Annotated in this window: 21 protein-coding genes; 11 read left to right on the top strand and 10 right to left on the bottom strand. The window is 74.0% G+C overall.

What is annotated here, in order from left to right; all coding sequences use genetic code 11:
* Positions 1-27: 27 nt before the first annotated feature.
* Genes J2X64_RS07840 through J2X64_RS07825 form a run of 4 tightly spaced genes read right to left on the bottom strand, consistent with a single transcriptional unit; the run spans position 28 to position 4,510 of the window.
* Complete coding sequence (locus J2X64_RS07840; RefSeq protein ID WP_397444020.1) at positions 28-1,440, bottom strand: MATE family efflux transporter; 1,413 nt, start codon at positions 1,438-1,440, stop codon at positions 28-30.
* Between the two features lie 30 nt (positions 1,441-1,470).
* The gene (locus tag J2X64_RS07835) at positions 1,471-2,265 is read right to left on the bottom strand and encodes a DeoR/GlpR family DNA-binding transcription regulator (RefSeq protein ID WP_310151993.1); all 795 of its coding nucleotides are present in this window, start codon (positions 2,263-2,265) and stop codon (positions 1,471-1,473) included.
* A 29-nt stretch (positions 2,266-2,294) separates the two neighbouring features.
* Positions 2,295-3,299: a 4-hydroxythreonine-4-phosphate dehydrogenase PdxA gene (gene pdxA, locus J2X64_RS07830; RefSeq protein WP_310151989.1), complete on the bottom strand. Its 1,005-nt coding sequence runs from the start codon at positions 3,297-3,299 to the stop codon at positions 2,295-2,297.
* The gene (locus J2X64_RS07825) at positions 3,296-4,510 is read right to left on the bottom strand and encodes a four-carbon acid sugar kinase family protein (RefSeq protein ID WP_310151986.1); all 1,215 of its coding nucleotides are present in this window, start codon (positions 4,508-4,510) and stop codon (positions 3,296-3,298) included. Before J2X64_RS07825 ends, pdxA begins: the two co-directional genes overlap by 4 nt.
* Positions 4,511-4,737: 227 nt before the next feature.
* On the opposite strand from J2X64_RS07825, the gene J2X64_RS07820 reads away from it, so the two are divergent.
* The 9 genes from J2X64_RS07820 to J2X64_RS07780 are packed head-to-tail and all read left to right on the top strand — an operon-like array spanning position 4,738 to position 13,855.
* Positions 4,738-6,363: an ABC transporter substrate-binding protein gene (locus tag J2X64_RS07820; RefSeq protein WP_310151984.1), complete on the top strand. Its 1,626-nt coding sequence runs from the start codon at positions 4,738-4,740 to the stop codon at positions 6,361-6,363.
* Positions 6,364-6,367: 4 nt separating this feature from the next.
* Positions 6,368-7,303: an ABC transporter permease gene (locus tag J2X64_RS07815; RefSeq protein ID WP_310151981.1), complete on the top strand. Its 936-nt coding sequence runs from the start codon at positions 6,368-6,370 to the stop codon at positions 7,301-7,303.
* On the top strand, positions 7,300-8,205 hold the full coding sequence (locus J2X64_RS07810; RefSeq protein WP_310151978.1) for an ABC transporter permease: 906 nt from the start codon (positions 7,300-7,302) through the stop codon (positions 8,203-8,205). The genes J2X64_RS07815 and J2X64_RS07810 overlap by 4 nt, the downstream gene beginning before the upstream one ends.
* Positions 8,202-9,095, top strand: coding sequence for an ABC transporter ATP-binding protein (locus J2X64_RS07805; protein WP_310151975.1), 894 nt, complete (start codon positions 8,202-8,204; stop codon positions 9,093-9,095). Before J2X64_RS07810 ends, J2X64_RS07805 begins: the two co-directional genes overlap by 4 nt.
* The gene (locus J2X64_RS07800; protein ID WP_310151972.1) at positions 9,092-9,979 is read left to right on the top strand and encodes an ATP-binding cassette domain-containing protein; all 888 of its coding nucleotides are present in this window, start codon (positions 9,092-9,094) and stop codon (positions 9,977-9,979) included. The genes J2X64_RS07805 and J2X64_RS07800 overlap by 4 nt, the downstream gene beginning before the upstream one ends.
* Positions 9,976-10,962: an aldo/keto reductase gene (locus tag J2X64_RS07795; protein WP_310151969.1), complete on the top strand. Its 987-nt coding sequence runs from the start codon at positions 9,976-9,978 to the stop codon at positions 10,960-10,962. Before J2X64_RS07800 ends, J2X64_RS07795 begins: the two co-directional genes overlap by 4 nt.
* A 60-nt stretch (positions 10,963-11,022) precedes the next feature.
* Complete coding sequence (locus J2X64_RS07790; protein WP_397444035.1) at positions 11,023-11,796, top strand: HpcH/HpaI aldolase/citrate lyase family protein; 774 nt, start codon at positions 11,023-11,025, stop codon at positions 11,794-11,796.
* Positions 11,793-13,151 carry an exo-alpha-sialidase gene (locus J2X64_RS07785; RefSeq protein ID WP_310151964.1) on the top strand — a complete coding sequence of 453 codons (1,359 nt, stop codon included), beginning with the start codon at positions 11,793-11,795 and terminating at the stop codon, positions 13,149-13,151. Before J2X64_RS07790 ends, J2X64_RS07785 begins: the two co-directional genes overlap by 4 nt.
* On the top strand, positions 13,151-13,855 hold the full coding sequence (locus tag J2X64_RS07780) for an SDR family oxidoreductase (protein WP_310151962.1): 705 nt from the start codon (positions 13,151-13,153) through the stop codon (positions 13,853-13,855). Before J2X64_RS07785 ends, J2X64_RS07780 begins: the two co-directional genes overlap by 1 nt.
* Positions 13,856-13,913: 58 nt before the next feature.
* On the opposite strand, the gene J2X64_RS07775 is transcribed toward J2X64_RS07780, so the two are convergent.
* From J2X64_RS07775 to J2X64_RS07765, 3 genes are read right to left on the bottom strand one after another with little or no spacing between them, the layout of a single operon-like run.
* A complete protein-coding gene (locus tag J2X64_RS07775; RefSeq protein WP_310151959.1) occupies positions 13,914-14,555 on the bottom strand; it encodes a helix-turn-helix domain-containing protein in 642 nt (213 codons plus the stop codon).
* A gap of 23 nt (positions 14,556-14,578) precedes the next feature.
* Positions 14,579-17,242, bottom strand: a complete 2,664-nt coding sequence (locus J2X64_RS07770; protein WP_310151956.1) for a glycoside hydrolase family 3 C-terminal domain-containing protein — start codon at positions 17,240-17,242, stop codon at positions 14,579-14,581.
* A 4-nt stretch (positions 17,243-17,246) separates the two neighbouring features.
* Positions 17,247-18,566, bottom strand: a complete 1,320-nt coding sequence (locus tag J2X64_RS07765) for an MFS transporter (RefSeq protein WP_310151953.1) — start codon at positions 18,564-18,566, stop codon at positions 17,247-17,249.
* Positions 18,567-18,726: 160 nt separating this feature from the next.
* Between J2X64_RS07765 and J2X64_RS07760 the strand changes: the two genes are divergently transcribed.
* Positions 18,727-19,527, top strand: coding sequence for a PIG-L family deacetylase (locus J2X64_RS07760; protein WP_310151951.1), 801 nt, complete (start codon positions 18,727-18,729; stop codon positions 19,525-19,527).
* Position 19,528: 1 nt separating this feature from the next.
* Entirely contained in the window at positions 19,529-20,827 is a 1,299-nt protein-coding gene (locus J2X64_RS07755) for an MFS transporter (RefSeq protein WP_310151949.1), read from the top strand.
* Here the strand turns inward: J2X64_RS07755 and J2X64_RS07750 are convergent.
* The 3 genes from J2X64_RS07750 to J2X64_RS07740 all read right to left on the bottom strand — a co-directional run bounded on the left by J2X64_RS07750 (position 20,796) and on the right by J2X64_RS07740 (position 23,541).
* Complete coding sequence (locus tag J2X64_RS07750) at positions 20,796-21,485, bottom strand: DNA alkylation repair protein (protein ID WP_310151946.1); 690 nt, start codon at positions 21,483-21,485, stop codon at positions 20,796-20,798. The genes J2X64_RS07755 and J2X64_RS07750 overlap by 32 nt on opposite strands.
* Before the next feature lie 123 nt (positions 21,486-21,608).
* Positions 21,609-23,126 carry a DHA2 family efflux MFS transporter permease subunit gene (locus J2X64_RS07745; protein WP_310151944.1) on the bottom strand — a complete coding sequence of 506 codons (1,518 nt, stop codon included), beginning with the start codon at positions 23,124-23,126 and terminating at the stop codon, positions 21,609-21,611.
* 142 nt (positions 23,127-23,268) lie between these two features.
* Complete coding sequence (locus tag J2X64_RS07740; protein ID WP_310151940.1) at positions 23,269-23,541, bottom strand: DUF2277 domain-containing protein; 273 nt, start codon at positions 23,539-23,541, stop codon at positions 23,269-23,271.
* Positions 23,542-23,578: the final 37 nt, after the last annotated feature.

The raw sequence follows: 23,578 nt of genomic DNA, 5'->3' as shown, positions 1-23,578 counted from the left end.
GGGGAGGGCTGCGGTGGTCGAGCCGGCCTAGCGGGAGGCGCCGGTGACGACCCAGGCGTCGCCGCGGACCCGCCACCAGAAGAACGCCGCCCGGATCGCCATGAAGGCCGTGAACACCACCCACAGCACCGTCACGGCATACGGTGCCCCGTGGGTGAGCAGCCCGTCACCGGCGAGGTGGACCCACACCGCCAGCGGCGCGTAGAGCACGAGCGTGGCGGCCATCGCGCCGGCCAGCCAGCGGCCGTCGCCGGCGCCGATGAGGACGCCGTCGACGACGAAGACGTACCCGGCGAGCGGCTGCCCGAGGGCCACGACGACGAGGGCCGCGGCGAGGGCGGAGCGGACGGCCGGGTCCGTGGTGAAGAGCGCCGGGAGCAGGCGGTGGACTGCGAGCAGCAGCAGGCCGAGGACCGCGCCGCCCCAGACCCCCCAGCGCAGCATCAGGGTCGTGGCCGAGCGCGCACCCACCACGTCGCCGGCCCCGAGCGCCTTGCCGGTGAGCGCCTGCGCCGCGATGGCGAGCGCGTCGAGCGCGAAGGCGAGGAAGCTCCACACCGTCGTCGCCACCTGGTGCGACGCGAGCGGCACGTCGCCGAGCCCGGCGGCCACCCAGGTGGTGAGCAGCAGGATCGCGCGCAGCGCCAGCGTCCGGACGAGCAGCGGTATGCCGGTGAGCCCGGCCCGCAGCACCCGTCCGGGGTGCGGGTGCAGGGTCGCGCCGGCGCGGCGGGTGTGGCCGACGAGCACGGTCGCGAGGCCGGCCGCCATGCCGGTCTGGGCGATCACCGTGCCCCAGGCCGAGCCCGCGATGCCCCAGTGGAAGCCGTAGACGAAGAGCAGGTTGAGCGCGATGTTCGACGTGAAACCGACGACGGAGGCGACGAGCGGGGTGTGGGTGTCCTGCAGCCCGCGCAGGACGCCGGTCGCGGCGAGGGCGACGAGCATGGCCGGGATGCCGAGGGCGGAGATCCGCAGGTACGTCGTGGCGTAGTCGATGGCCGCGCCGGAGGCGCCGAAGAGGCGGCACAGGGGCTCGGCTGCCAGGCCCACCGCGACCGCGGTCAGCGCCCCGAGGCCGACTGCGAGCCAGGTGCCGTCCACCCCGGCGGTCAGGGCGCCGCGCTCGCTGCCCGCCCCGACCTGCCGGGCCACGATCGATGTCGTGCCGTAGGCGAGGAAGACGAAGATGTTCGCCGCGGTGATGAGGGTGGCGCTGGCGACGCCGAGGCCGGCGAGCTGGGCGGTGCCGAGGTGGCCGATGATCGCCGAGTCGGCGAGCAGGAAGAGCGGTTCGGCGACGAGGGCGAGGAAGGCCGGGACCGCGAGCCGCAGGACGTCGCCCGCCTGGCCCGAGCCGGGCTCCCCAGGCCCGGGTTGTCCAGGGCCGGGCTGCTCGGGTCCGGGCTGCTCCGGGCCGTCCCCTCCTGCGGTGCGCACCGCGCCACCGTACCGACGAGGCGTCGGCGGTCAGTCGGTGACCGGCAGGTCGGGTGCCACCTCGACCTCGATCCCCTTGGCGCGGAACGGCTCGAGCGCGGCGGGGTCGACCCCGGAGTCGGTGACCAGGGTCCAGCGCGCAGGCATGACGGCCCAGGCGTGGAACGGTGCCTGGCCGATCTTCGAGGCGTCGGCCAGGACGTAGACGTGGTCGGCGCGGCCCATCATGAGCTCCTTGAGCCGGGTCTGCTCGAGGTCCTTCTCGTTGATGCCCCGGTCGGCGCGGACGCCGTCGGCGCCCATGAACGCCCGGTCGAAGGTCATGCGCTCGAGCGCCTGCTCGGTGACCGGCCCGACGAAGCTCTGGCTCATCGGCCGCAGCCGGCCGCCCAGAAGCACGATCTCGAGGTCCTCGGGCTCGGCCTCGACGAGCACCTCGAGCGCGGGCAGGCCGATGGTCGACACCGACAGGTGCCGGAGCCCGGTGAGCGCCTGGGCGAGCGCCGCGGTCGTCGACCCGCCGTCGAGGAGCACGCTCTCGCCAGGGACGATCTGCGAGGCCGCCCAGGCCGCGATCGCGCGCTTGGCGGCGTGGGCCTGGCCGAGCCGTTGGCGCAGGGAGGCCTCGGGGTGCGGCTCGAGGCTGAGCGCCCCGCCGTACGTGCGGGCCAGCTTGCCCTGCGTGGTGAGCAGGGCGAGGTCGCGCCGGATGGTGGAGGGAGTGACGCCGAAGGTGGCCGAGAGCTCCTCGACGCTGGTGAGCCCGTTCGACGAGGCCATCTCCACGATGCGGTCGCGCCGGGGTCCGGATCGAAGCCTGTCCATGGTTGGGCGCACCCTAGTCGACGCGGCGCTCACGAGGCGACGGGTTCGGGCGCCATCTCCCGGGCCAGCCGCAGGGCCTCGACCATCGAGCGGTGGTCGGCGATCCCCTTGCCGGCGATGTCGAAGGCGGTGCCGTGGTCGACCGAGGTGCGGATGACGGGCAGGCCCACCGTGACGTTGACGCCGGCCTCGAGCCCCAGCACCTTCACCGGACCGTGGCCCTGGTCGTGGTACATGGCGACGACGAGGTCGTAGTCGCCGCGGCCGGCGAGGAAGAAGAGCGTGTCGGCGGGCAGGGCGCCGTGGACGTCGATGCCGTCGGCGCGGCACACCTCGACGCCCGGGTTGACCTTGGACTCCTCCTCGCCGTGGCCGAACAGGCCGTTCTCGCCAGCGTGGGGGTTGATGCCGCAGACACCGATGCGCGGGTGGCTCACACCCGCGTCGACCAGGGCGCGGTGGCCGCGGCGGATGGTGCGCTCGACCAGCCCCGGCTCGATCTTGGCGACGGCGTCGATGAGGCCGATGTGGGTGGTCACGTGGATCACCTTGACCCGCGGCGTGGACAGCATCATGGACACCTCCGGGGTGTCGGTGAGCTTCGCCAGCAGCTCGGTGTGCCCCGGGAAGACGTGCCCACCGGCGTGCAGGGCCTCCTTGTTGAGCGGCGCGGTGCAGATGGCCTGGACGTCGCCCGCCATCGCGAGCTCGCTGGCCACGCGGATGTAGTGGTACGCCGCGTCGCCGGCGACGGCGGACAGCTGGCCGAAGGGCAGGTCCTCCGGCAGCATGCCGAGGTCGATGACGTTGATGCGACCGGGGGTGTACTCGGCGTCCGCGACACCGTCGACCGCGACGACGTCGGCCTCCAGCCCGACGATGCCCGCCGCGGTGCGCAGGCGCCGGGCGTCGCCCACCACGACGCAGTGCGCGCTGTCGGTGACCTCGGGGTCGAGCAGCGCCCGCACCACGATCTCGGGGCCGATGCCGGCGCCGTCGCCCATGGTGACGGCGATGGTGGGGGGTGTGCTCATGACGGCTCCTGGTGGGGTGGGTGGGTGAGGGTCGTGACGATGTCGGCCAGGGCGGCGCCGTGGCCGAAGCTTCCGGGGCGGGTGACGACGGTGCGCCCGTCGTCGGCCAGCGCGGTGACCGCGCCGGCGTCCGCGTGCACGGGTCGCAGGCTGCGCACGCCGAGCCGGTCGAGGACGGCGCGGGCGGTCTCGCCGCCGGTGAGGACCAGGGCGGCGGTGGGCGGTGCGGCCGGCGCGACGGCCTCGGCCAGTGCTGCGACGAGGCGGGTGGAGACTGACGGGTCGACGGGTGCCGCGGCCGGGCGGACCACGGTGACCGGCGCGGTGGCGCCGAGGTCGGGAAGACGGGCGCTGCCCGCGAGCAGGTCGGCGACCGTGAGCTCCACCAGGTCGGCGCCGGCAGCCGCCAGCTCCGCCACCTCCGAGGCGAGGCTCGGTGCCGCAGAACCGGCCACGACGAGGACGCGGGGTGCGGATGCGGCGGTGTCACGGCATACGGACCGCTCCTGCGCGTCGGGTGGGAGGGCGCGGGCGGCAGCGGCGGCGAGCCCGCCCGCACCCACGAGCACGGCGCCCGGCAGCTCGGCGGCCGCGGCAACGAGGGCGTCGAGGTCGGCATCGACCTCGGCATCGCAGAAACAGGTCCGGCCGGCGCGGGCCGCGTCGTGCAGGACGGCGACCAGCCGGTTGCGCGGACCGCGCACGAGATCGAGCGGGACGTCCACGACGTCCAGCCCGGGGAGCGCCTCGGCTGCGCTGCGCGGAGGGGTGCGGTGCTCGGCGTGCCAGAGGTCCGTCTCGTGCAGCGGCCGGCCGGCGACGCGCACGACGCCGTCGACGACCGTGCGGCCCAGGGCCGGGGTGGCGGGGCAGACGACCGCGGCGGGTGCCAGGGACCCGGGTGGCGTGAGCGCCTCGCGCACCGCGCGCACGAGGTGCTCGGGGGTGCCGCGCAGCAGGGAGTCGACCTTGACCAGCACGTGCTGGGGGCAGCCGGCGCTTGCCAGCGCCGTGCGGACCTGCCCCGTGACCGCGGGCTGCGGCTCGTGCCGGGTGTCCAGGTCGATGCACAGGACCCGGGTGTCGGCCGCCGGCTGCGGCTGCGGCTGCGGTGAACAATTCACCTGAATGCGCGTTGTGCGCAACAAGAACTGCGCCGCAGCCTCCGACGCGCCGGAAAGGTCGTCGGCCAGGATGAGCTGCTCCGTCATCGACGCGACCTCCCCGAGCCCTTCGAAGTCCAAGTACCACAGCGGTTTTCGCGGTGGTGGTGCGTGCTCACGCCAGTGGCTGGAGAAGCGGTGCGGCTCTGCACCAGCGTTCACATAACGCATTTCACGCTACAGGTATTGCGCACAACGCGCAACTGTGTCATCGTGGCCGTCGGAGCAGAGACGCCCCCCTGGGCGCATCCCCGGAGACTTCAAGGAGGAAGTTCATGTCCGACATCGTCCGGTCCCTCGAGGCCACCGTTTCCGGGAGCGAGGGTGTGTCCCGCCGAGCCGTGCTGCAGTTCGCCGGCCTCATCGGCCTCAGCACCGCCGTCGGGGCCGCTGTGAGCGCCTGCGCCGGTCCGCAGTCGGCGGCCGGGTCCGGCGGGTCCGCCGCGGCCGACGGCGGCAGCATCAGCATCGTCCTCAACCGCAACCTGGTGAGCCTGGACAACAAGCTGAACCAGTACGACGCCGCGGTCACCGTGCAGCGCGCGGTGCGCCAGGCCCTGACGCGCATCGGCAACGACCTCAAGCCCGAGCTCGTCCTGGCGCAGTCCTTCGAGCAGACGTCCCCCACGGTGTGGACGGTCACGCTGCGCGACGGCATCCACTACTCCGACAAGTCCCCGGTCACCGTCGAGGACGTCGACACCGCGCTCAAGCTCTACTTCCAGGTCAAGGCCGGCTATGTCGCCTCCCAGTTCCCCGAGCAGCCGATGTTCGCCAAGGTCGATGACAAGACCTTCACCCTGACGACCAAGAAGCCGCTCGCGACGCTCAACTCGCTGATGTCGAACATCCTCATCACGCCGGCCAAGGCCAACAAGCCCGAGGAGCTGCGCGACGGCATCGGGTCCGGCCCGTTCACCGTCGCGGAGGCCGACTCGGGCACCGGCACCTACCGCCTCGTGCGCAACGAGAACTACTGGGGTGAGAAGGCGCTGCTCAAGGAGGTCAAGGTCTCCTACCAGGAGGAGGAGGGCGCCCGCGTCATCGCCATCACCTCCGGGCAGGCCGACGTCATCGACACGATCACCCCAGAGTCGACCGCCTCGCTGAAGACCAAGAAGGACATCGACATCGTGCAGGAGCCGGGCACCCGGCTGATCCACCTGTTCTACAACTTCCGCAAGCCGTCGTCCCATCCGCTGTCCAGGCCCGAGGTGCGCGAGGCGCTCTCGCACGCGGTCGACCACGACGCCCTCATCAAGAGCCTGATGAACGGGCTGGTCCGCTCCGCCGAGGGCGTCGTCCCCACGACCCTCGCGGGCTACGTCAAGACCGGCGACTACACCTTCGACCCGGCCAAGGCGAAGTCGATGCTGGCCGCGGCGGGCGTCTCGAACCTCAGCCTCACCTTCATCTGGGAGGACTCGGAGTTCGCCGGTGCGGCCCGCGTGCTCGAGGCGATCTCGGGGATGCTGTCCGACGTGGGCGTGAAGTCGGTCCTCAAGATGATCCCCAAGGGCGGCGACATCAACGCGTGGCGTCGCGGCGAGGCCGGCGACTGGGACGTGCTGGCCAACGGCTACGGCAACCAGACCGGACTGGCGCTGACCAACCTGCAGGGCCAGTACGGCGGGACGCCCGAGAAGGAGAAGACCCGCGACACCTACCAGGGCTTCGTCGCCCCGGACGTCGTGGCGCTGCTCGACCAGGCCTCCGGCGAGGCCGACGAGGGCAAGCGCAACGCGCTGCTCGCCGATGCGCAGAAGAAGATCTGGGCGCTCTGGCCGGCCATGTGGGCGTGGACCCCGGACGTCGTCCTGGCCAAGCGCAAGCGCGTCACCGCGCTCGACCTGTCGCCCGCGAACTCCTACGACCTGTCCAAGGTCAAGGTGTCAGGCTGACCCCATGCGCCGGTACGTGCTCAAACGCGTCGCCCAGACGGTGCTCACCGCCTGGATGACCGTCACCGCCGTCTTCATCCTGCTCCGCATGGCGCCGGGCGACCCCGCCGTGAACTACGCCCCGCCGAACCCGTCGTCGGAGCAGCTCGAGGCGATCCGCCACCAGTTCGGGCTCGACCAGCCGGTCCTGCAGCAGTACCTCACCTACCTCGGTCAGGTGCTGCGCGGGGACCTCGGGCAGTCCTTCCAGTTCCGCCAGCAGGCCCTGTCCGTGGTGATGGAACGGCTCCCGTACACCATCACCCTGGCGGTGGTCGCGATCGTCGTCACGGCGCTGGTCGCGGTCCCGCTCGGGGTGTGGATGGCACGCCGGCGCGACACCGCCCCCGAGCTCGGGGCGAACATGGCGACCATCGCCGGGCAGTCGATGCCGGACTTCTGGATCGGGTTCGTGCTGCTCATCGTCTTCGCCGTGAACCTGCAGATCTTCTCGCCCTCCGGCTTCACCTCGATGAGCTCGATCGTGCTGCCCTGCCTGACGATCGTCATCCTGCAGGTGGCGCTGATCTCCCGGCTCGTGCGGCGCGAGATGGTCACGAACCTCACCGCGCCGTACGTCACCATCGCCCGCTCGCGCGGGGTCTCCGAGCGTCGCCTCACCTGGCGGTACGCGTTCGCGAACTCCGCGATCCCGGTCGTCACCGCCCTGGGCACCCGGTTCGCCGCGATGCTCAACGGCGTGGTCATCGTCGAGGTCGTCTTCAAGTGGCCGGGTGTCGGCGAGCTCGTCGTCGACGCGCTCCAGCGCCGCGACTTCCCGCTGATCCAGGCCACGGTCCTGGTGACCGTCGTCCTGGCCCTGGTCGTCCAGCTCCTGGTCGACCTGCTCTACCCCCTCATGGACCCCAGGGTCCGACTCGGACAGGAGGCCCGCGCATGAGCGACACCGCCCTGCCCCGCCCCCGCGTCGCCGTCCCGGCGCGACTGCTGCGCCGGTCCGCGGCCGCCCGCAAGGCGCGGTACAGCACCGTCAAGATCTGGCTCGGCGCGGTCTGCGCCGCCGTGGTCGTCCTGCCGGTCGTGCTGGCCGACGTCCTGCCGTTGCCCGATCCGCTGCGCGGCAACCTCTCCGCCTCGCACCTGCCGCCGCTCAGCCCGGGGCACCTGCTCGGCACCGACCCGAACGGGCGCGACCTGCTGTCGCGCATCCTCTTCGGCGGCCAGACCTCGCTGCTGATCGGCTTCCTCGCGATCCTGCTCTCCGGCGTGGTCGGCGTGGTCGCCGGCGCGGCTGCGGGCTACCTCGGCGGCTGGGTCGACTCGGTCGTCTCCCGGCTGCTCGAGGCGCAGATGTCGCTGCCCCTGCTGCTCATGCTGCTGCTGGTCGTCGCGCTGTTCGGGCCGTCGGTCCCGGTCATCACCCTCGTCATCGCGCTCGCGCAGTGGCCCGAGCCCGCCCGCCTCACCCGGGCCCTGGTGCTCGTGGAGCGGGAGAAGCCGTACGTCGCCGCGGCCCAGGTCCTGGGCCTGCGCCGCATGACGATCATCGTGCGGCACATCATCCCCAACATCCTGTCCCAGACCCTGGTCGTGGTGTTCCTCCTCCTGGCCCAGGCGGTGCTGCTCGAGAGCGCGCTGTCCTTCCTCGGCGCCGGCGTGCAGCGGCCGTACCCGACGTGGGGCGGCATCATCTCCGACGGCCGCGAGCTGTTCGTGACCGGTGAGTGGTGGCTCGTCACCGTCCCGGGCATCGCGATCGCGCTGCTGGTCCTCGGGGTCAACCTGCTCGGCGACGGCCTGCGGGACCGGGTCCGCCGCGCCAAGGCGGGGAGCGAGTCATGAGCATCGTCGACGTGCAGGACCTGACGGTCGACCTCATGGCGCCGCACGGCGTCGTCCGCGCGGTCGACGGCGTGAGCTTCCACATCGACCGCGGCGAGACCGTGACGATCATCGGCGAGTCGGGGTCGGGGAAGTCCACGACCGCGATGGCCCTGCTGCGGCTGCTGCCCGACGACCTCGCCGTCCTCGGCGGCACGGCCACCATCGACGGCAAGGACGTCGTCGGCACCCGCAAGCACATCACCGCGCTGCGCGGCCGCACGGTCGCCCTCATCCCGCAGGACCCGATGACGGCGCTCAACCCCATCGCCACGATCGAGCGGCAGATGGTCGAGGCCATCCGCCTGAGCCACCCCGAGCTCGGCAAGCGGGACGCCTCGGCCCGGGCGCTGGAGCTGCTGCGCCAGGTGCACCTCAGCGTGCCCGAGCGCCGGTTGAAGTCCTACCCGCACCAGCTGTCGGGCGGGATGCTGCAGCGCGTGCTCATCGCGATGGCGATGTCGGCCGAGGCCGACCTCATCGTCGCGGACGAGCCGACCTCCGCCCTCGACGTGACGGTGCAGGCCGGCATCCTCGACCTGCTCCTCGAGATCCAGGAGGAGACGGGCGCGGCCATGCTGCTCATCACCCACGACCTCGGAGTCGCCCGCCTCATGAGCGACCGCATCCACGTGATGAAGGCGGGCTCGTTCGTCGAGAGCGGCCCGGTGGAGCAGGTCGTCGACGCACCGCAGCACGCGTACACGCGCCAGCTGCTCGCCGCCATACCGGCCCTCGGTGCCTGGCAGGACCCCGAGGCGACGCCCGAACCTGTCGCCCTGCCCGTCGCGGGCGCCGCCGAGCCGGCCCACCGCCCGCGCCTGCTCACCACGAAGGGAGACGTCGCGTGAGCACCCAGAGCCAGCGCACCCCGGGAGCCCCACTGCTGGAGGTCCGCAACCTCGTCGTCGAGTACGGCTCGGGCGAGCACGCCTACCGCGCGGTCGACGACGTGTCGTTCTCGATCCCGGCGGGTGGCTCGCTGGCCGTCGTCGGCGAGTCCGGGTCGGGCAAGTCCACCATCGCCAAGGCCCTCGTCCGGCTGCTGAAGCCGACCTCCGGCTCGGTCGTCCTCGACGGCACCGACCTCGCCACCCTCGGGGAGCGCCAGCTGCGGCCGCTGCGGCACCGCATCCAGATGGTGTTCCAGGACCCGTACGGCTCGCTGGACCCCCACCTGTCCGCCCGCGACATCGTCGCCGAGCCGATGCGCGCCCGCGGGGAGCGGTCCGGGTCCGCCCGGCGCAAGCGGGCCGGCGAGCTCATCGACCAGGTGGGGCTGCCCGCCTCGGCCCTCGACCGCAAGCCGCACGAGTTCTCCGGCGGCCAGCGCCAGCGCATCGGCATCGCCCGGGCGCTCGCGTCCGACCCGGAGGTGCTCGTCCTCGACGAGGCGACCAGCGCCCTCGACGTCAGCGTGCAGGCGCAGGTGCTGGAGATCCTGGCCGAGCTGCGCCGGGAGACGGGGCTGACCTACCTCGTCATCTCGCACAACCTGGGCGTCGTCCGCGCGATCAGCGAGCAGGTGCTCGTCCTGCGCCGGGGGCAGGTCGTCGAGCAGGGCGACACCGAGGAGCTGCTGACGCGTCCGCGCGAGGAGTACACCCGCCAGCTGCGGCGCAGCGCCCTCGACCCGGCCCTCATGTCGGGCCGCAAGCCCCGCGACGTGGTCCGGGCGATCGCCGCGGCCCGCGCCGCCGAGAACCAGGCTGCCGCCCAGGCGGTGGCCTCGTGACCGCCACCGCGACGACCCCCCTGCCCGGGCTGGTCAAGCCGTTGCCGCGCCTCGTGCTCGGCACGATGACGTTCGGCGACACCGCCGACCTCGACACCGCGCGCGAGATGGTGCAGGTCGCGCTCGACGCCGGCGTCACCGCCATCGACACCGCCAACGGGTATGCCGGTGGGCGCAGTGAGGAGATCCTCGGCGAGGTCCTTCGCGGCCGGTTCGAGGACGTGAGCATCGCGACCAAGGTCGGCATCTACGCCGGCGACGCCGGCGGGCACCCGCTGCTGTCGCGAGAGGGCATCCGCCCCTCGCTCGAGGCGAGCCTGCGCCGGTTGGGCACCGACCGCGTCGACCTGCTCTACCTGCACCAGCCCGACCGGTCGGTGCCGCTCGACGAGACGGCGGCGGCCCTGGCCGAGCTGGTCGACGAGGGCCTCGTCGGGGCCCTCGGGGTCTCGAACTACGCGGCCTGGCAGGTCGCGGACGTCGAGGCGGCGTGCGACCGCGCCGGCGCCCCGCGCCCGGTGGTCGCCCAGCAGCTCTACAACCTCGTGGCCCGCCGGATCGAGCAGGAGTATGCCGAGTTCGCCACGACCCACGGGCTCGCCACGGTCGTCTACAACCCGCTGGGCGGGGGCCTGCTGACCGGCCGGCACCGGTTCGACGAGGCGCCCGGCGAGGGCAGGTTCGGGTCGTCGGCCCTGTCGCAGATGTACCGAGACCGCTACTGGAACCGCGCGCTGTTCGATGCGGTCGAGGCGCTCGACGGCATCGCGCGCGACGCCGGTCTCGGCCTGCCGGAGCTCGCCCTGCGCTGGCTGCTGTCGCAGGAGGTCGTCTCGGCGGTCCTGCTCGGCGGCTCCAAGCCCCACCAGCTGCGGGCCAACCTCGCCGTCGCCGACCGCGGACCCCTGCCCGCCGACGTCCTCGACGCCTGCGCGGAGGTGGGCCGCACCCTGGACGGCCCCATGCCGGCATACAACCGCTGACCGACACCGACACCGACACCGGAGACCCGAGTGACCACGCAGCCCCTGACCACCGAGCCCGTGCCCCCGACCGCCAGGGCGTTCACCGACCGGCTGCGCCGCCGTGAGGCGGCGGTCGGCTACTGGGTCGTGCTCGACGCCCCCGTCGCCACGGAGCGGATCGCCCGCCTGGGCTACGACTACGTGTGCGTCGACGGTCAGCACGGGCTCGTCGAGTACTCCGGCATCCTGCGCGCGCTGACGGCTGTCGACGCGGGCGGCCGGTCGGTCGGCCTGGTGCGGGTCGGCGCCAACGACCCGTTCCTCATCGGCCAGGCGCTCGACGCCGGCGCGGCCGGTGTCATCGTGCCGCTCGTCAACTCGGCCGAGGACGCCGCCCGCGCGGTCTCGTCCGCGACGTACCCGCCCCAGGGGACGCGGTCGTACGGCCCGATGCGCTCCGGACTTCGGGTCGGTCCGGTGCCGGCGGAGGCGAATGCCGCGATCGCCTGCCTCGCGATGATCGAGACGCCCGAGGGCCTGGAGGCGGTCGAGGAGATCTGCGCCGTCCCGGGGCTGACCGGCGTCTACGTCGGGCCGTCGGACCTGTGCCTCGCCGTCGGCGGTGCCTTCCCGGGCGACCCCGCCGTGGCCGACGTGTTCGAGGCGGCGCTGGAGCGCATCCGGACCGCGGCCGCCGCTGCCGGTGTCGCCGCGGGCATCCACACGCCCGCCGGTGCCGACGCCGCCAAGCGGCTGGCCGAGGGGTTCACCTTCGCGACCGTCTCCTCCGACCTCGTGCACCTCGAGCGGGCGGCCGCCGACCACCTCTCCGCGGCGCGGGGCGACCGGTGAGCCCCGGCGTCCCGGCGCACACCCCGGGCGCCGCCACGAGGGCCGGCTCCACCGGCCCCGCGGCCACCTCGCGCCTCCCTGCCGCCGAGGTGGTCGCGGACGGGGTGCTGCGCCCCCGCGCGGACGGGCTGCTCGAGGCCTACCTGCCCTCCCCGACGGTCCAGGCGCACGCGGCGAACCTCGCGGTCCTGCCCGGCGGTGACCTCGGGTGCGTGTGGTTCGGCGGCACCCAGGAGGGCGTGGCCGACATCTGCGTCTGGTTCTCGCGGCGGCCGGACGACGAGAGCTCACCGTGGTCGGAGCCGGTGCGGCTCAGCGACGACCCCGACCTCTCGGAGCAGAACCCGGTGCTGTTCGTCGCCCCCGACGGGGTGCTCTGGCTGTTCTGGACCGCCCAGCGCGCCGGCAACCAGGACACGGCGGTCGTGCGCGTGCGCACCTCGGCCGACGCGGGCCGGACGTGGGACGACCAGCGGACCCTGCTCGCCAAGGACGGCGAGGGCGTCTTCGTCCGCCAGCCGCCGGTGGTGCTGCCGGACGGCCGGTGGGTGCTGCCGACCTTCGCCTGCGTGCCGATGCCCGGCGAGCGGTGGGTCGGCGACCGGGACACGAGCAGCGTCTGGGTGTCCGACGACGCGGGCGCGCACTGGCAGGAGCAGCCGGTCCCGGACTCCACCGGGGCCGTGCACATGTGCGTCGTGCCCCCGGCCGGCGGCGGCGGGTGGACCGCGTTCTACCGCAGCCGCTGGGCCGACCACGTCCACCGCAGCGCCTCCTCCGACGGCATCGCCTGGAGCGCGCCCGTCCCCACCGAGCTGCCCAACAACAACTCCTCGATCCAGGCCGTGCGCCTCACCGGTGGACGGACGGCGATGGTCCTCAACGAGTCGAGCCGCCTCGACGCCACCGCCCGCCGCGCCTCCCTCTACGACGAGATCGACGACGACGGCATCGCCGAGGGCGCTGCTCCCGCGGTGGTCGCCCTCACAGACGAGCGGGCGGAGGTCGTGGGCGCCGCGGCGGTGCAGGTCGGCCACGGCGGCACCACGCCCGACGTGGCAGCTCCGCGGGTCGCCTTCTGGGGCGCCCCCCGCGCACCGCTGACGCTCGCGGTGTCGGGCGACGACGGCCGCACCTGGCCGTGGCGCCGGGTGCTCGCGGACGGCGACGGCTACGCCCTGTCGAACAACTCGCGCGACGGGCTCAACCGCGAGCTCAGCTACCCCTCGGTCGTCGAGGGTGCCGACGGCACCGTCCACGTCGCCTTCACCCACCACCGCAGGGCGATCCGCTACGTGCGCGTCCCTGCCGGCGAGGTCCCCGGCGCCGGCCAGACGGCGGCTGACCGGACGTGATGACCGCCGCCGGCATCCGCGCGAGCACTGCCGGCGCCCGGACGGCCGTCGTGACGGGCGCGAGCTCGGGCATCGGTCGCGCCGTGGCGGTGCGCCTGCTGGCCGACGGCTGGAACGTCGTGGGGCTGTCGCGGCGCGACCCGGGCCTCGAGGGCCTGGACTGGCGGGGGTGCGACCTGTCGGACCCCGGGGCCCCGGCCGCCGCGACCGCCGACCTGGCATCGGTGCGGGCGCTCGTCCACGCCGCCGGCTTCCAGGAGAGCGGGATGCTCGCCGACCTCGACCCTGACTCCGGGCGCCGCATGTACGACGTGCACGTCGGGGCCGCGACGACGCTCGCGCACGCGCTCGTCGGCCGCCTGGAGGACGGCGGCCGCATCGTGCTCGTCGGCAGCCGCACGGCGGGCGGGGTGGCGGGCAAGAGCCTGTATGCCGCGAGCAAGGCCGCTCTGCGCGGCCTCGCCCGCTCGTGGGCGCAGGAGCTCGCGCCCCGCGGCATCACCGCCAACGTGGTCGAGCCGGGCCCGACACGCACCGCCATGCTCGAGGACCCCCGTCGTGCCGCGACCCCCGTGGCGCTGCCTCCGCTCGGGCGCCTCGTCGAGCCCGAGGAGGTCGCCGCCCTCGTGGCCCACCTCGTCGGGCCGGACGGTGCCATGGTGACCGGCCAGCACTGGCAGGTCTGCGGGGGCGCCTCGCTCTGAGGGCCCGGGGACGCCGCAGCCCTCACCGAACCCGATCGCCTCCCGGGGGCCGACGGTGTCAGCGACCCCAGCGCGCCCGGACGGTGGCGACGTAGTCCGCGACATGGGCGGCCATGTCGACCTGCGGGTCCATCAGCCACTGCAGCTGCAGGCCGTCCATGAGCGCGATGACCTGCCGGGCGATGCCGGCCGCCGGCAGGTCGGGGTCGGCCTGGCCGTCCTCGACGGCCTCGCCGAGCGCTGTCGTGATCGCCGCGACGGCGGCCGCGTGGTGCCGTCCGAGCCACTCGTGCCCCGGGTGCGCCGGGTCGACGGCCTCACCGGCGAGGCTGGTGAACAGCCGCACGAACCCCTCGCGCCCGGCGTTGGTGCGCACGAGGTCGACCATGTCGTCAAGGACCTCCCAGCCCCGTGCGGCCCCGCCGTGCCGCTCGGACATGGCGGCCAGGTCCCGGATGTCGCGCTGCTCGAGCACCTCGGCTAGCAGCACCTCCTTGGACGGGAAGTGGTGCAGCAGCCCCGTCTGCGACAGGCCCGACGCCTCCGCCACCGCGGTCATCGGCGTCGCGTGGAACCCCCGCTCGGCGAACAGCTCGGAGGCCGCCGCCACGATCCGCTCGCGCGTGGCCGCCGGCGCGCCGCCACCCCGCGGCCGGCCGCGTCCCCGGCGGGGGCGGCTGGCGGCGGGGGTGGCGGACACGTCGGCCAGCGTATGCCGTGGGCTCACCCCAGCGGGATGCGGTGGCGCACGTCCCCGAGGCCGCGGGCGACGAGGAGCTCACCCGCACCCGACAGGGACGCCCAGGCACCCGCGTCCGTGTCCCAGCGACGCCACAGCCGCGCCTCGGTCGTCACCTCGACCGTCGCCTCGCCGCCGGCCGGGACGGTGACCCCGGTCCAGCCGACGAGCCGGACCGGCTGGTCCTCCTCGGCCGGCTGGAAGTAGACCTGCACGACCTCGCGGGAGTCCCGGGCCGAGGTGTTGCGCACGGTCACCTGCACGGAAGGCGTGCCGGCGCCGCCGGCACCCCCGACGTCGGCCGTACCCGCCGCACCCTCGGAACCGGCACCGGTCCCGAGGAGGCCGGCGTCGGCATACTCCCAGGAGCCGTAGCCCTCACCGGCGCCGAGCCAGTACGCGGGCGCCGGCGCGCGCCCGGCGTGGAACCCGCGGTACCCGACGAAGGTGCCGTCGGTGTACTCGAGCTGCAGGTCGGTGGGCTCGACGTCCCAGGCGGGGGCGGCACCGTCGGCGGCCGGCCACGAGGTGACCAGCCGGCCGGCGGGCTCGCGCACCCCGAGGAGCGCGTCCGCCACGGCGTGGCCACCCTCCTGGCCGGGGAGCCCGACGACGAGGACGGCGTCGACCTCACCGGCCCACGGCATCAGCACGGGGGTGGCGGCGTTGACGACGACCACGGTGCGACGGGCGGCTGCGGCCACCGCGGCGACGAGGTCGTCCTGGCGACCGGGCAGCGCGAGCGTTGTCTTGTCGGTGGCCTCGGTCTCCTGCTCGGGCGTGAGGCCGACGACGACGACCGCGACGTCGGCCGAGCGGGCCGCCCCCACGGCCGAGGCGATGACCTCGTCCGCCGGCGCGGGAACCGGCGCGACCACGAGCGACTTGATGCCCATGCCGGAGGCGATGGCGTGCGACAGGGTGCTCATCTTCCCGTCCGGGCCGGGCTGCGGCTCGGACCGGACGACGGTGAGGACGGCCTCGACGAGCGTGCCGGCGGGCAGGTCCAGGTCGGTGGTCCAGACCGGCGGCTTGAGCATGGACTCGCCCGGGTCCGCGCCCTCGGCGGCGAGGTCGGCCGAGCCCACCTCGGTGCCGTCGACCAGCAGCTGCCAGCGGCCGGTGCCGCTGGCGCCCAGGCGCACCGGGCCGCCCTCGACGAGCTGGGCCGAGAGCCGCAGCTGCTCGGTCGGGCGGGGGAGGGTGTCGTCCCAGCCGGTGGTCACCGAGCTGGAGTCGCTGTGCTCGGCGAGCATGACCGCGCCGTCCGCGTCCACGTGCTCGACGTGCAGGCCGGGCGTGCCGGTGCGCGGGTCGCGAACCGCCTCGGTCGGGGCGGGCAGGGCGCGCTCGCGGACCTCGACGCCGTCGACCACGGTGAGCCGGTCGGCGAGCACCGCGCGCAGGCCGTCGGCGACGGACACCTGGTGCGGCGGGTTCACCTGCGCGGAGCCGCCGCCCATGCAGGCGGTGTCGACCGCGTGCCGGCCGACGAGGGCAACGGTCTGCTCGCCGGACAGCGGGAGGACGCCGTCCTCGTTGCGCAGCACCACCATCCCGTCGGTGGCCAGGCGGCGCAGCTGGGTGCGGCGTTGCGGTGAGTCCGGGGCGGGAGAGTCGGTGGGCCAGGTGCGGCGGTCCTCCGGTGCGCCCAGCGCGCCGACGCGCTCGGCGAGCCGGAGCAGGCGCACGACGTGCTCGTCCACGACCGACTCGGGCACCGCCCCGGAGCGCACGTCCGCCACCAGCGCCTCTCCCCACGGGCCGTCGGGGCCGGGCATGACGAGGTCGAGGCCGCCGAGTGCAGCGGGCGCGGACGTCTTGGTCGCGAACCAGTCGGACATGAGCAGCCCGTCCCAGCCCCACTCGCCCTTGACCACCTCGTTGTTGACGTGGTCCTGCTCGGTGGCGGCGACGCCGTTGACGTCGTTGTAGGCCGCCATGATCGACCACGGGTTCGCGTCGTCGACCGCGATCTCGAACGGCAGCAGGTAGACCTCGCGCAGCGCCTCCTCGCTCACCACCGAGTTCATGTAGTTGCGCAGCGTCTCCGACTCGTTGGCCACCAGGTGCTTGGGGCAGGCGCCGATTCCCTTGTCCTGCAGGCCCTTGACGTATGCCGCGGCGAGCCGGCCGGTGAGCAGCGGGTCCTCGGAGTACGCCTCGAAGAGCCGGCCGCCGAGCGGCGTGCGGTGCAGGTTGATGGTCGGCCCGAGCACGACGTGGATCTGCTGGCGCTCGGCCTCCTCGGCGAGCAGCTCGCCGACCTCACGGGCGGTGTCCTCGTTCCAGGCCCCCGACAGGAGGGTGGCGGTGGGGACGAGCGCGACCTCCTCGCCGCCGGTGAACTTCAGCCCGCGGACCCCGGTCGGGCCGTCGGAGAACGCCATCGGGGCCAGCCCGATCGAGTCCTCGCCGTGCAGGGTGAAGGAGGTGGCCCCGGTGAGCAGGCGCACCTTGGTCTCGAGGTCGAGGCGGGCGACGAGGGCGGCGTAGTCGGTCACGGTGCCAGTCTCGTCCTGCGCGACGACGTCGTCGCGGCGACCCTGCCCGGCAGCTGCCCGGGTGGTGGACGTGGGGGCGGAGGGGCCGGCAGCGGCGTCGGTCTCGGTGGCGTTGCCGGCGTCGGTGCTCACGGGGGTGGTCACGGGGTCACTTCACTTTCTTGACGGGGAGGATCACGAGCGCCCCGACGACCGCCACGACGGCGGCCGTCCAGAGCAGGAGGGTGTAGGAGGGCTGGGCGGCGGCGCCGACGCCCAGCAGCAGCGAGCCGAGGAACGGCGCGGCCGACTGCGGGATCGCGTTGGCCATGTTGAAGACGCCGAGGTCCTTGCCGGAGTCCTGCGGGTTGGGCAGGACCTGGAGCACCAGCGCCATGTCGACGCTCATGTAGATGCCGTAGGCGAGGCCCATGACGGCCTCGACGAGGTAGAAGCCGGTGAGGGTGTGGGTGTGGGCGAGGACGGCGACCCCGACGCCGAACAGCCCGGTCGACGCCGCGACGAGGGTCTTGCGCCGGCCGGTGCGGTCGGACACGACGCCGGCGGCCCAGCCGGCCAGGACGAGCACGACGGTGTAGACGAGGATGCCGGTCGCGATGGCCTGGGCGGCGGCGGCGTCCTTCAGCCCGATGCGGTCGACGAGGAAGTTCAGGCGGAAGGTCGTGAACAGGAAGCTGCTCAGGATGATGAGGAAGCGGCTCCACCAGGCAAAGCCGAAGTCCCTGTGCCGCAACGGGTTCACCCAGAACGCACCGGCGAGGGTGCGCAGGTCGAGGCGCGCGGGACGCTGCTCCAGCACCGGGTCCGGCAGCACCACGGCATACGCCACCATGCCGACCACGCCGATCGCGGCGGGGACGAGGAAGAGGCCGAGCATGCTGTCGGTGAGCCGGGAGGCGATCTGGGAGGCGGCGAGCACGCCGACGTTCTGCATGATCCCGACCATTGCCGAGACCTTGGCGTACTGGCGCTGCGGCAGCTGGTCGGCGAGAGTCGCGGTGAAGGCGGCGAAACAGGCGTTGGCGCCGAGCTGCGCGACGAACCAACCCGCTGCGAGGGCCGGCACCGACCCGGCTTGGGCGATGAACCACAGGGCCGCGGCCATGACGAGGACGCCGCCGACGATCCACGGCCGGCGGCGGCCGAAGCGTGAGGTGGTGCGGTCGGACAGCCGGCCGAACAGGGCGTTGCCGGCGAACGCGGCGACGGCGCCGACGCCGAGCACGACACCCAGGGCGCTGGTCCGCTCGGTCGGGGAGGCCAGCAGCGTGTTCACCTTGAGGGCCATCGAGACGATGACCGGCCCGAGCAGGGCGACGAAGAGGCCGAACTGGGCGAAGCCGAGCGCGCCGACGAACAGCGGCGAGCGGGGCTCGGTGGGCGGCTCCCCGCAGCGCAGGCGGCCCTGGACGACCCGCGGTCTCGCCGGGGCCTCGGTGGGGAGGGTGGTGTGGGTGGGGATGGTCATCATCGACTCCGGGTTCCCGTGCCCGGCTCCGTTGCCGGGTCTCCTGCTCCACCAGTAGCGGGCTGGCGGGTCCAATAGTAAATAGTTACGTATAACTATTTCAATCCTTGAGACGACCCGGGTGCGGGGCGGCGTCAGCGGTGGCGGGCAGAATGACGCGGTGCCCACGATCGTCTTCCTCCACGCCCACCCCGACGACGAGGCATCGCAGACCTCCGGCTCGATGGCCCGCGCCGCCGCCGAGGGGAGCCGGGTCGTCACCGTCTTCGCGACGAACGGCGACCACGGCGAGCTGCCGGTGGCCGGCCTGCCCGAGGGCGAGACGCTCGTCGACTGGCGGCGCCGTGAGGCGCTGGCGGCGGCCGACGTGCTCGGTGTGCAGCGGGTCGCGTGGCTCGGCTACGCCGACTCCGGCATGCGCGGGTGGGAGCAGAACGGCGCCGACGGCTCGTTCCACGGGGCGGACCCCGAGGAGGCCGCCCGGCGGCTGGCCGACATCCTCGACGAGGAGGACGCCGACGTGCTGGTCGGCTACGACTCCCACGGCGGCTACGGCCACCCCGACCACGTCAAGGTGCACCCCGTCGTCCACCGTGCCGCCGAGCTCGCCCGGCGCCGGCCGCGGCTGCTGGAGTCGACGATGAACCGCGACGCCGTGCGCCGGATGTACCAGGCGGCCGTCGACGCGGGGATGGCCGACCAGGCATGGGACCCCGACCAGCCGATGGACGACGGCAACCCGCTCGGCACCCCCGAGGCCGAGATCACCTGGGAGGTCGACGTCCGCGACCAGATCCCGCAGCGCCGCGCGGCCCTGGAGGCCCATCGCAGCCAGGCGAGCGACATCGAGATGATGCTCGGCATGCCGGAGGACGTCTTCGCCGCGATGTTCGGCACCGAGCACTACATCGAGCCGGGCGCCGAGCCGGGCATGCGCCGGGGCTGGCCCTTCGGCGGCTGAGGTGACGCAGCCCGACCCTGCACCGACGACCGGTGGCGGCACGCCCCGCAGCGGTGCGGACGGCGTCGGCCCGGACGGTGTCGACGCCCGCCGCGTCGGCACGGACGGCGTCGGCACCGAGGACGTCGGGGTCCACCCCGCCGACCTGCTGCGCCGGCCGCAGGTCGGGCGGCTGCTGGCGTCGGCGCTCGTGGGGCGGCTGCCGAACGGCATGGTGCCGCTCGCCCTCGTCCTGTTCACCCGCGACAGCGGCAGCGGGTACGGCCGGGCGGGACTGCTCACCGCGGCATACTCGCTCGGCTGCTGCCTCGGGGGCCCGGCCCTGTCGCGCGCCATGGACCTTCGCGGGCAGCGGGTGCCGCTGGTGCTGGGCGGCGTCGTGTCGTCGCTCGCCCTGTCGCTCCTGCCGGTGACCCCCACGTCACTGGGGCTGCTCGTCGCGGTGGTCGCGGGCCTGGCGACACCTCCGCTCGAGCCGGCGCTGCGGACGCTGTGGCCGTCGGTCCTGCACCTGCGGCAGGTGCCCGCGGCGTTCGCTCTCGACGCCGCCGCGCAGGAGCTGGTCTTCGTCCTCGGGCCGCTGCTCGTCCTCCTGGCGCAGCTCGCCGGAGGGGGCGGTGGCCTCGTCGCCGCGGCGCTGGTCGGGCTGGCCGGCACCGCGTGGTTCACCTCGGCGCGCGCGTCGCGCACGTGGGTGCCACGGGTGCACGAGGACCGGCACTGGCTCGGCCCGCTGCGCGCGCGTCGCCTCGTGGTCCTGTATGCCGCGGTGCTGCTGGTCGGCCTCACCATCGGGGTGCCCGCGGTCGCCCTCGTGGCGTGGGCCGAGCAGGCGGGCGGCCGTGGCCTCGCCCCATGGCTCGTCGCCGCCAACGCCCTCGGGGCGCTCGCGGGCGGCGTCGGCTACAGCCCGCGGGCGCCGCACCGTGACGCCCGGCGCGACCTGCTGCTCGGGGTCGGCGTGCTCGTCGTGACGTATGCCGCGCTCGGCCTGGCACCGCGGAGCGTGCCGTTCATGGCGCTGCTCACCGTGGCCAGCGGGGTGGGACTGCCGGTCGTGCTGACCTGCGTCTTCCAGCTCGTGGACCGGCTGGCCCCGCCCGGGACGACCACCGAGGCGTTCGCGTGGCTGGTGTCGGCGTTCCTCGTGGGGTCGTCGGTCGGCGCCGCCGTGGCCGGCCGGCTCTCGGACGCCGGGGCCGTCGGCGGTGCGTTCCTCGTCGCCGCCGCGTCCTCCGCCGCGGCCGGGCTCGTCGCGGCCGGCGTGGTCAGAGGTGCTTCAGCGCCTCGCGCCGGCTGAGCCCGCTCAGCCGGCCGTCCCACTCGGCCACCCGGTCGCGCACCCAGTCGGGGTCCGTGCGCGCGTACTGGCGCAGGGCCCAGCCGATCGCCTTGCGCAGCCAGAAGCTGCGGTCGTCGAGGTTGGCCTCGACGGCCTCGGTGAGGAGGTCCAGGTCGGTCCGCTCGCGCGCCCCCAGCTGGCAGATGACGCTGGTGCGGCGCAACCACAGGTCGTCGTCCGTGGTCCACGAACGGACGATCGGCGTCGCGTCGTCCTTGTGCGACAACAGGATCGGGCCCACCCGGTTGGCCGCCACCTCGTCGACCAGGTCCCACCAGGCGCCCGTGACGACGAGGTGCCGGTAGAGGGGCAGGGTGTCGGCGTCCTGCCACGCGCGGTAGGCGCGGTGCCCGCTGAGCGCCGTCGCGGCATACCGGTCCTCACGGTGGGTGGCCCCGTCCCAGAGCTCGCGCACGGCGCCCTCCCACGCGGCGCGGTCGCCGATGCGCAGCGCGGGGTCGGCGAGCAGCGGGCGCAGCAGCGCCTTGAGCTCCGGTGCGGTGATGCCGCGGAACGGCATGGCGGACTTCATGTACGCCTGCTGGGCGCGCGCCCGCTCCGGGTCGGCGCTCGCGGCCAGCGCCGCACGGATCGCCTCGACGAGCGGGGATGTCACGGCAGCCAGCATGGCCCGGTACCCGCCACCCTGTCGCCGTCCGATGACGCGGCACCGCGCCGGGTCCCTGGGGGTCGGGCGCGGTGGTGGCGGCCGAGCCGCGAGGCGCGAGGCGCTGGGGCGTCAGTGCCCGGCCCGGCCACCCTCGCCGGTCGGCGTGGCCGGGGTGCGGACCGCGAAGGCGGTCCCGACCGCGACCACGGCGAGCACGGCCCCGACACCGAAGCCCCACCGGATGCCGTCGCTGAGGGCGTCCAGCGGCGCGGCGCCGCCCTCCGCGGCCGTGGCGGCGCGCCCGGCCATGACGCTGACGACGACCGCGGTGCCGGCGGCCGCGGCGACCTGCTGCAGCGAGCCGAGCACGGCGCTGCCGTGGGCGTAGAGGTGCGGCGGCAGGACCGACAGCCCGGACGTGAAGACAGGCGTGAAGATCAGCGCCAGCGACACCATGAGCACGACATGGGCGGCGAGAACGAGCCACGGGGAGGTCTGCGGCGTCACGCGGGTGAACAGCGCCAGCGTGCCGGCCATGACCACGGCGCCCGGGACGACGAGCCTGGGCGCGCCGAGCCGGTCGTACGCCCGGCCGACCACCGGCCCGAGGACACCCATGGCGAGCCCACCGGGCATGAGCAGCAGCCCGGTCGACAGGGTGCTGAGCCCGAGGACGTCCTGCAGGTAAAGCGGCAGCAGGATCATCGCGCCCATCATCGCCATGAACGCCGAGCACATGAGCGCGAGGGCGATCGTGAACGGGCCGAAGGTGAGGGTGCGCAGGTCGAGCAGCGGCCCGGCGCCGCGCTGCAGCCGCACCTGGCGCACCGCGAACGCCGCGAGGGCGAGCACCCCGACGACCGTCACCAGCAGCGGGGGCACCGCGTGGGTCGCCCTGCTGCCCTCGCCGAGGCCGCTGAGGCCGTAGACGAGCGTGCCGAACCCGACCGCCGACAGGACGACACTCGGCAGGTCGATCCGGGTGGCGCTGGGCTCGCCGATGTCGACGAGGGCGCGCAGCCCGAGCAGCGCGGTCACGCCGGCGATCGGCAGCACCACCGCGAAGATCAACCGCCACGACCCGAGCTGCAGCAGCACGCCGGACACGGCCGGCCCGAGCGCGGGCGCCACCGACATGACGAGGGTGACGTTGCCCATGACGCGGCCGCGGTCCTGCGGCGCGACGAGCGTCATCATCGTGGTCATCAGCAGCGGCATCATCACCGCGGTGCCGCTGGCCTGGACGACGCGCGCGCCGAGCAGCACCCCGAACGTCGGCGCCGCGGCGGCCAGTGCCGTGCCCGTGACGAACAGCCCCATGGCGAGGGCGTATGCCGTGCGCGTCCGGACCCGCTGGAGGAACCAGCCGGTCGCCGGGATGACGACGGCCATGGTGAGCATGAACGCGGTCGACAGCCACTGGGCGCTGGTGGCCGGCACCGAGAAGTCGCGCATCAGCCGCGGGATCGCGTTGACCATGATCGTCTCGTTGAGGATGACGACGAACGTGGAGAGCACGAGGATCCGCAGCACCAGCGTGGTGTCGACGGCTGGCGGGACGGGCGCGTCCTGGGCCGGGAGGTGGGCGTCGAGGGCGACGGCCGCGGGGCCGGGAGGCACGGCGGTGTCGTCGGTGGTGGCAGTCATGGGAGAGGTCCTTCGGGTCGGCGGGTTCACAGGGTTCGACGGGGGTCGGTCGCGGAACTCATCGCTCGTCCATAGCGGACATCCTCGCGGGCAGCAGGGCCCGCACCCAAGGGCTTTTCGGCCGGGAGCCGGGGTGGGCTGCTCAGGCCACGCCGTACCGGGCGCGCGAGCGTTCGCGCGCCTTCTCGGCCTCCACCTCGCGGTCCTTGGGCGGCGCGGTGGTGGTCAGGTGGTCCAGCAGGTGCTGCGTCGCGTGCGCCACCTCGAGGACGGCGGCGTCGAACGCGGCCTGGTTGGCCTGGCTCGGACGGGTGCTGCCGCTCACCTTGCGGACGTACTGCAGCGCGGCCGCGCGCACCTCCTCGGAGGTCGCCGGGGGCTCGAAGTTGTGCAGCTGGCGGATGTTCCGGCACATGCGGGCAGGGTACGTCGGGCCGGTGCCCGCTGTCCCG

It is taken from the genome of Phycicoccus sp. 3266 (assembly GCF_031456495.1).
In the GTDB taxonomy this organism is placed as follows: domain Bacteria; phylum Actinomycetota; class Actinomycetes; order Actinomycetales; family Dermatophilaceae; genus Pedococcus.
The sequence above is the reverse complement of the archived record's forward strand: the minus strand, read 5'-3'. Positions and strand labels throughout refer to the sequence as shown.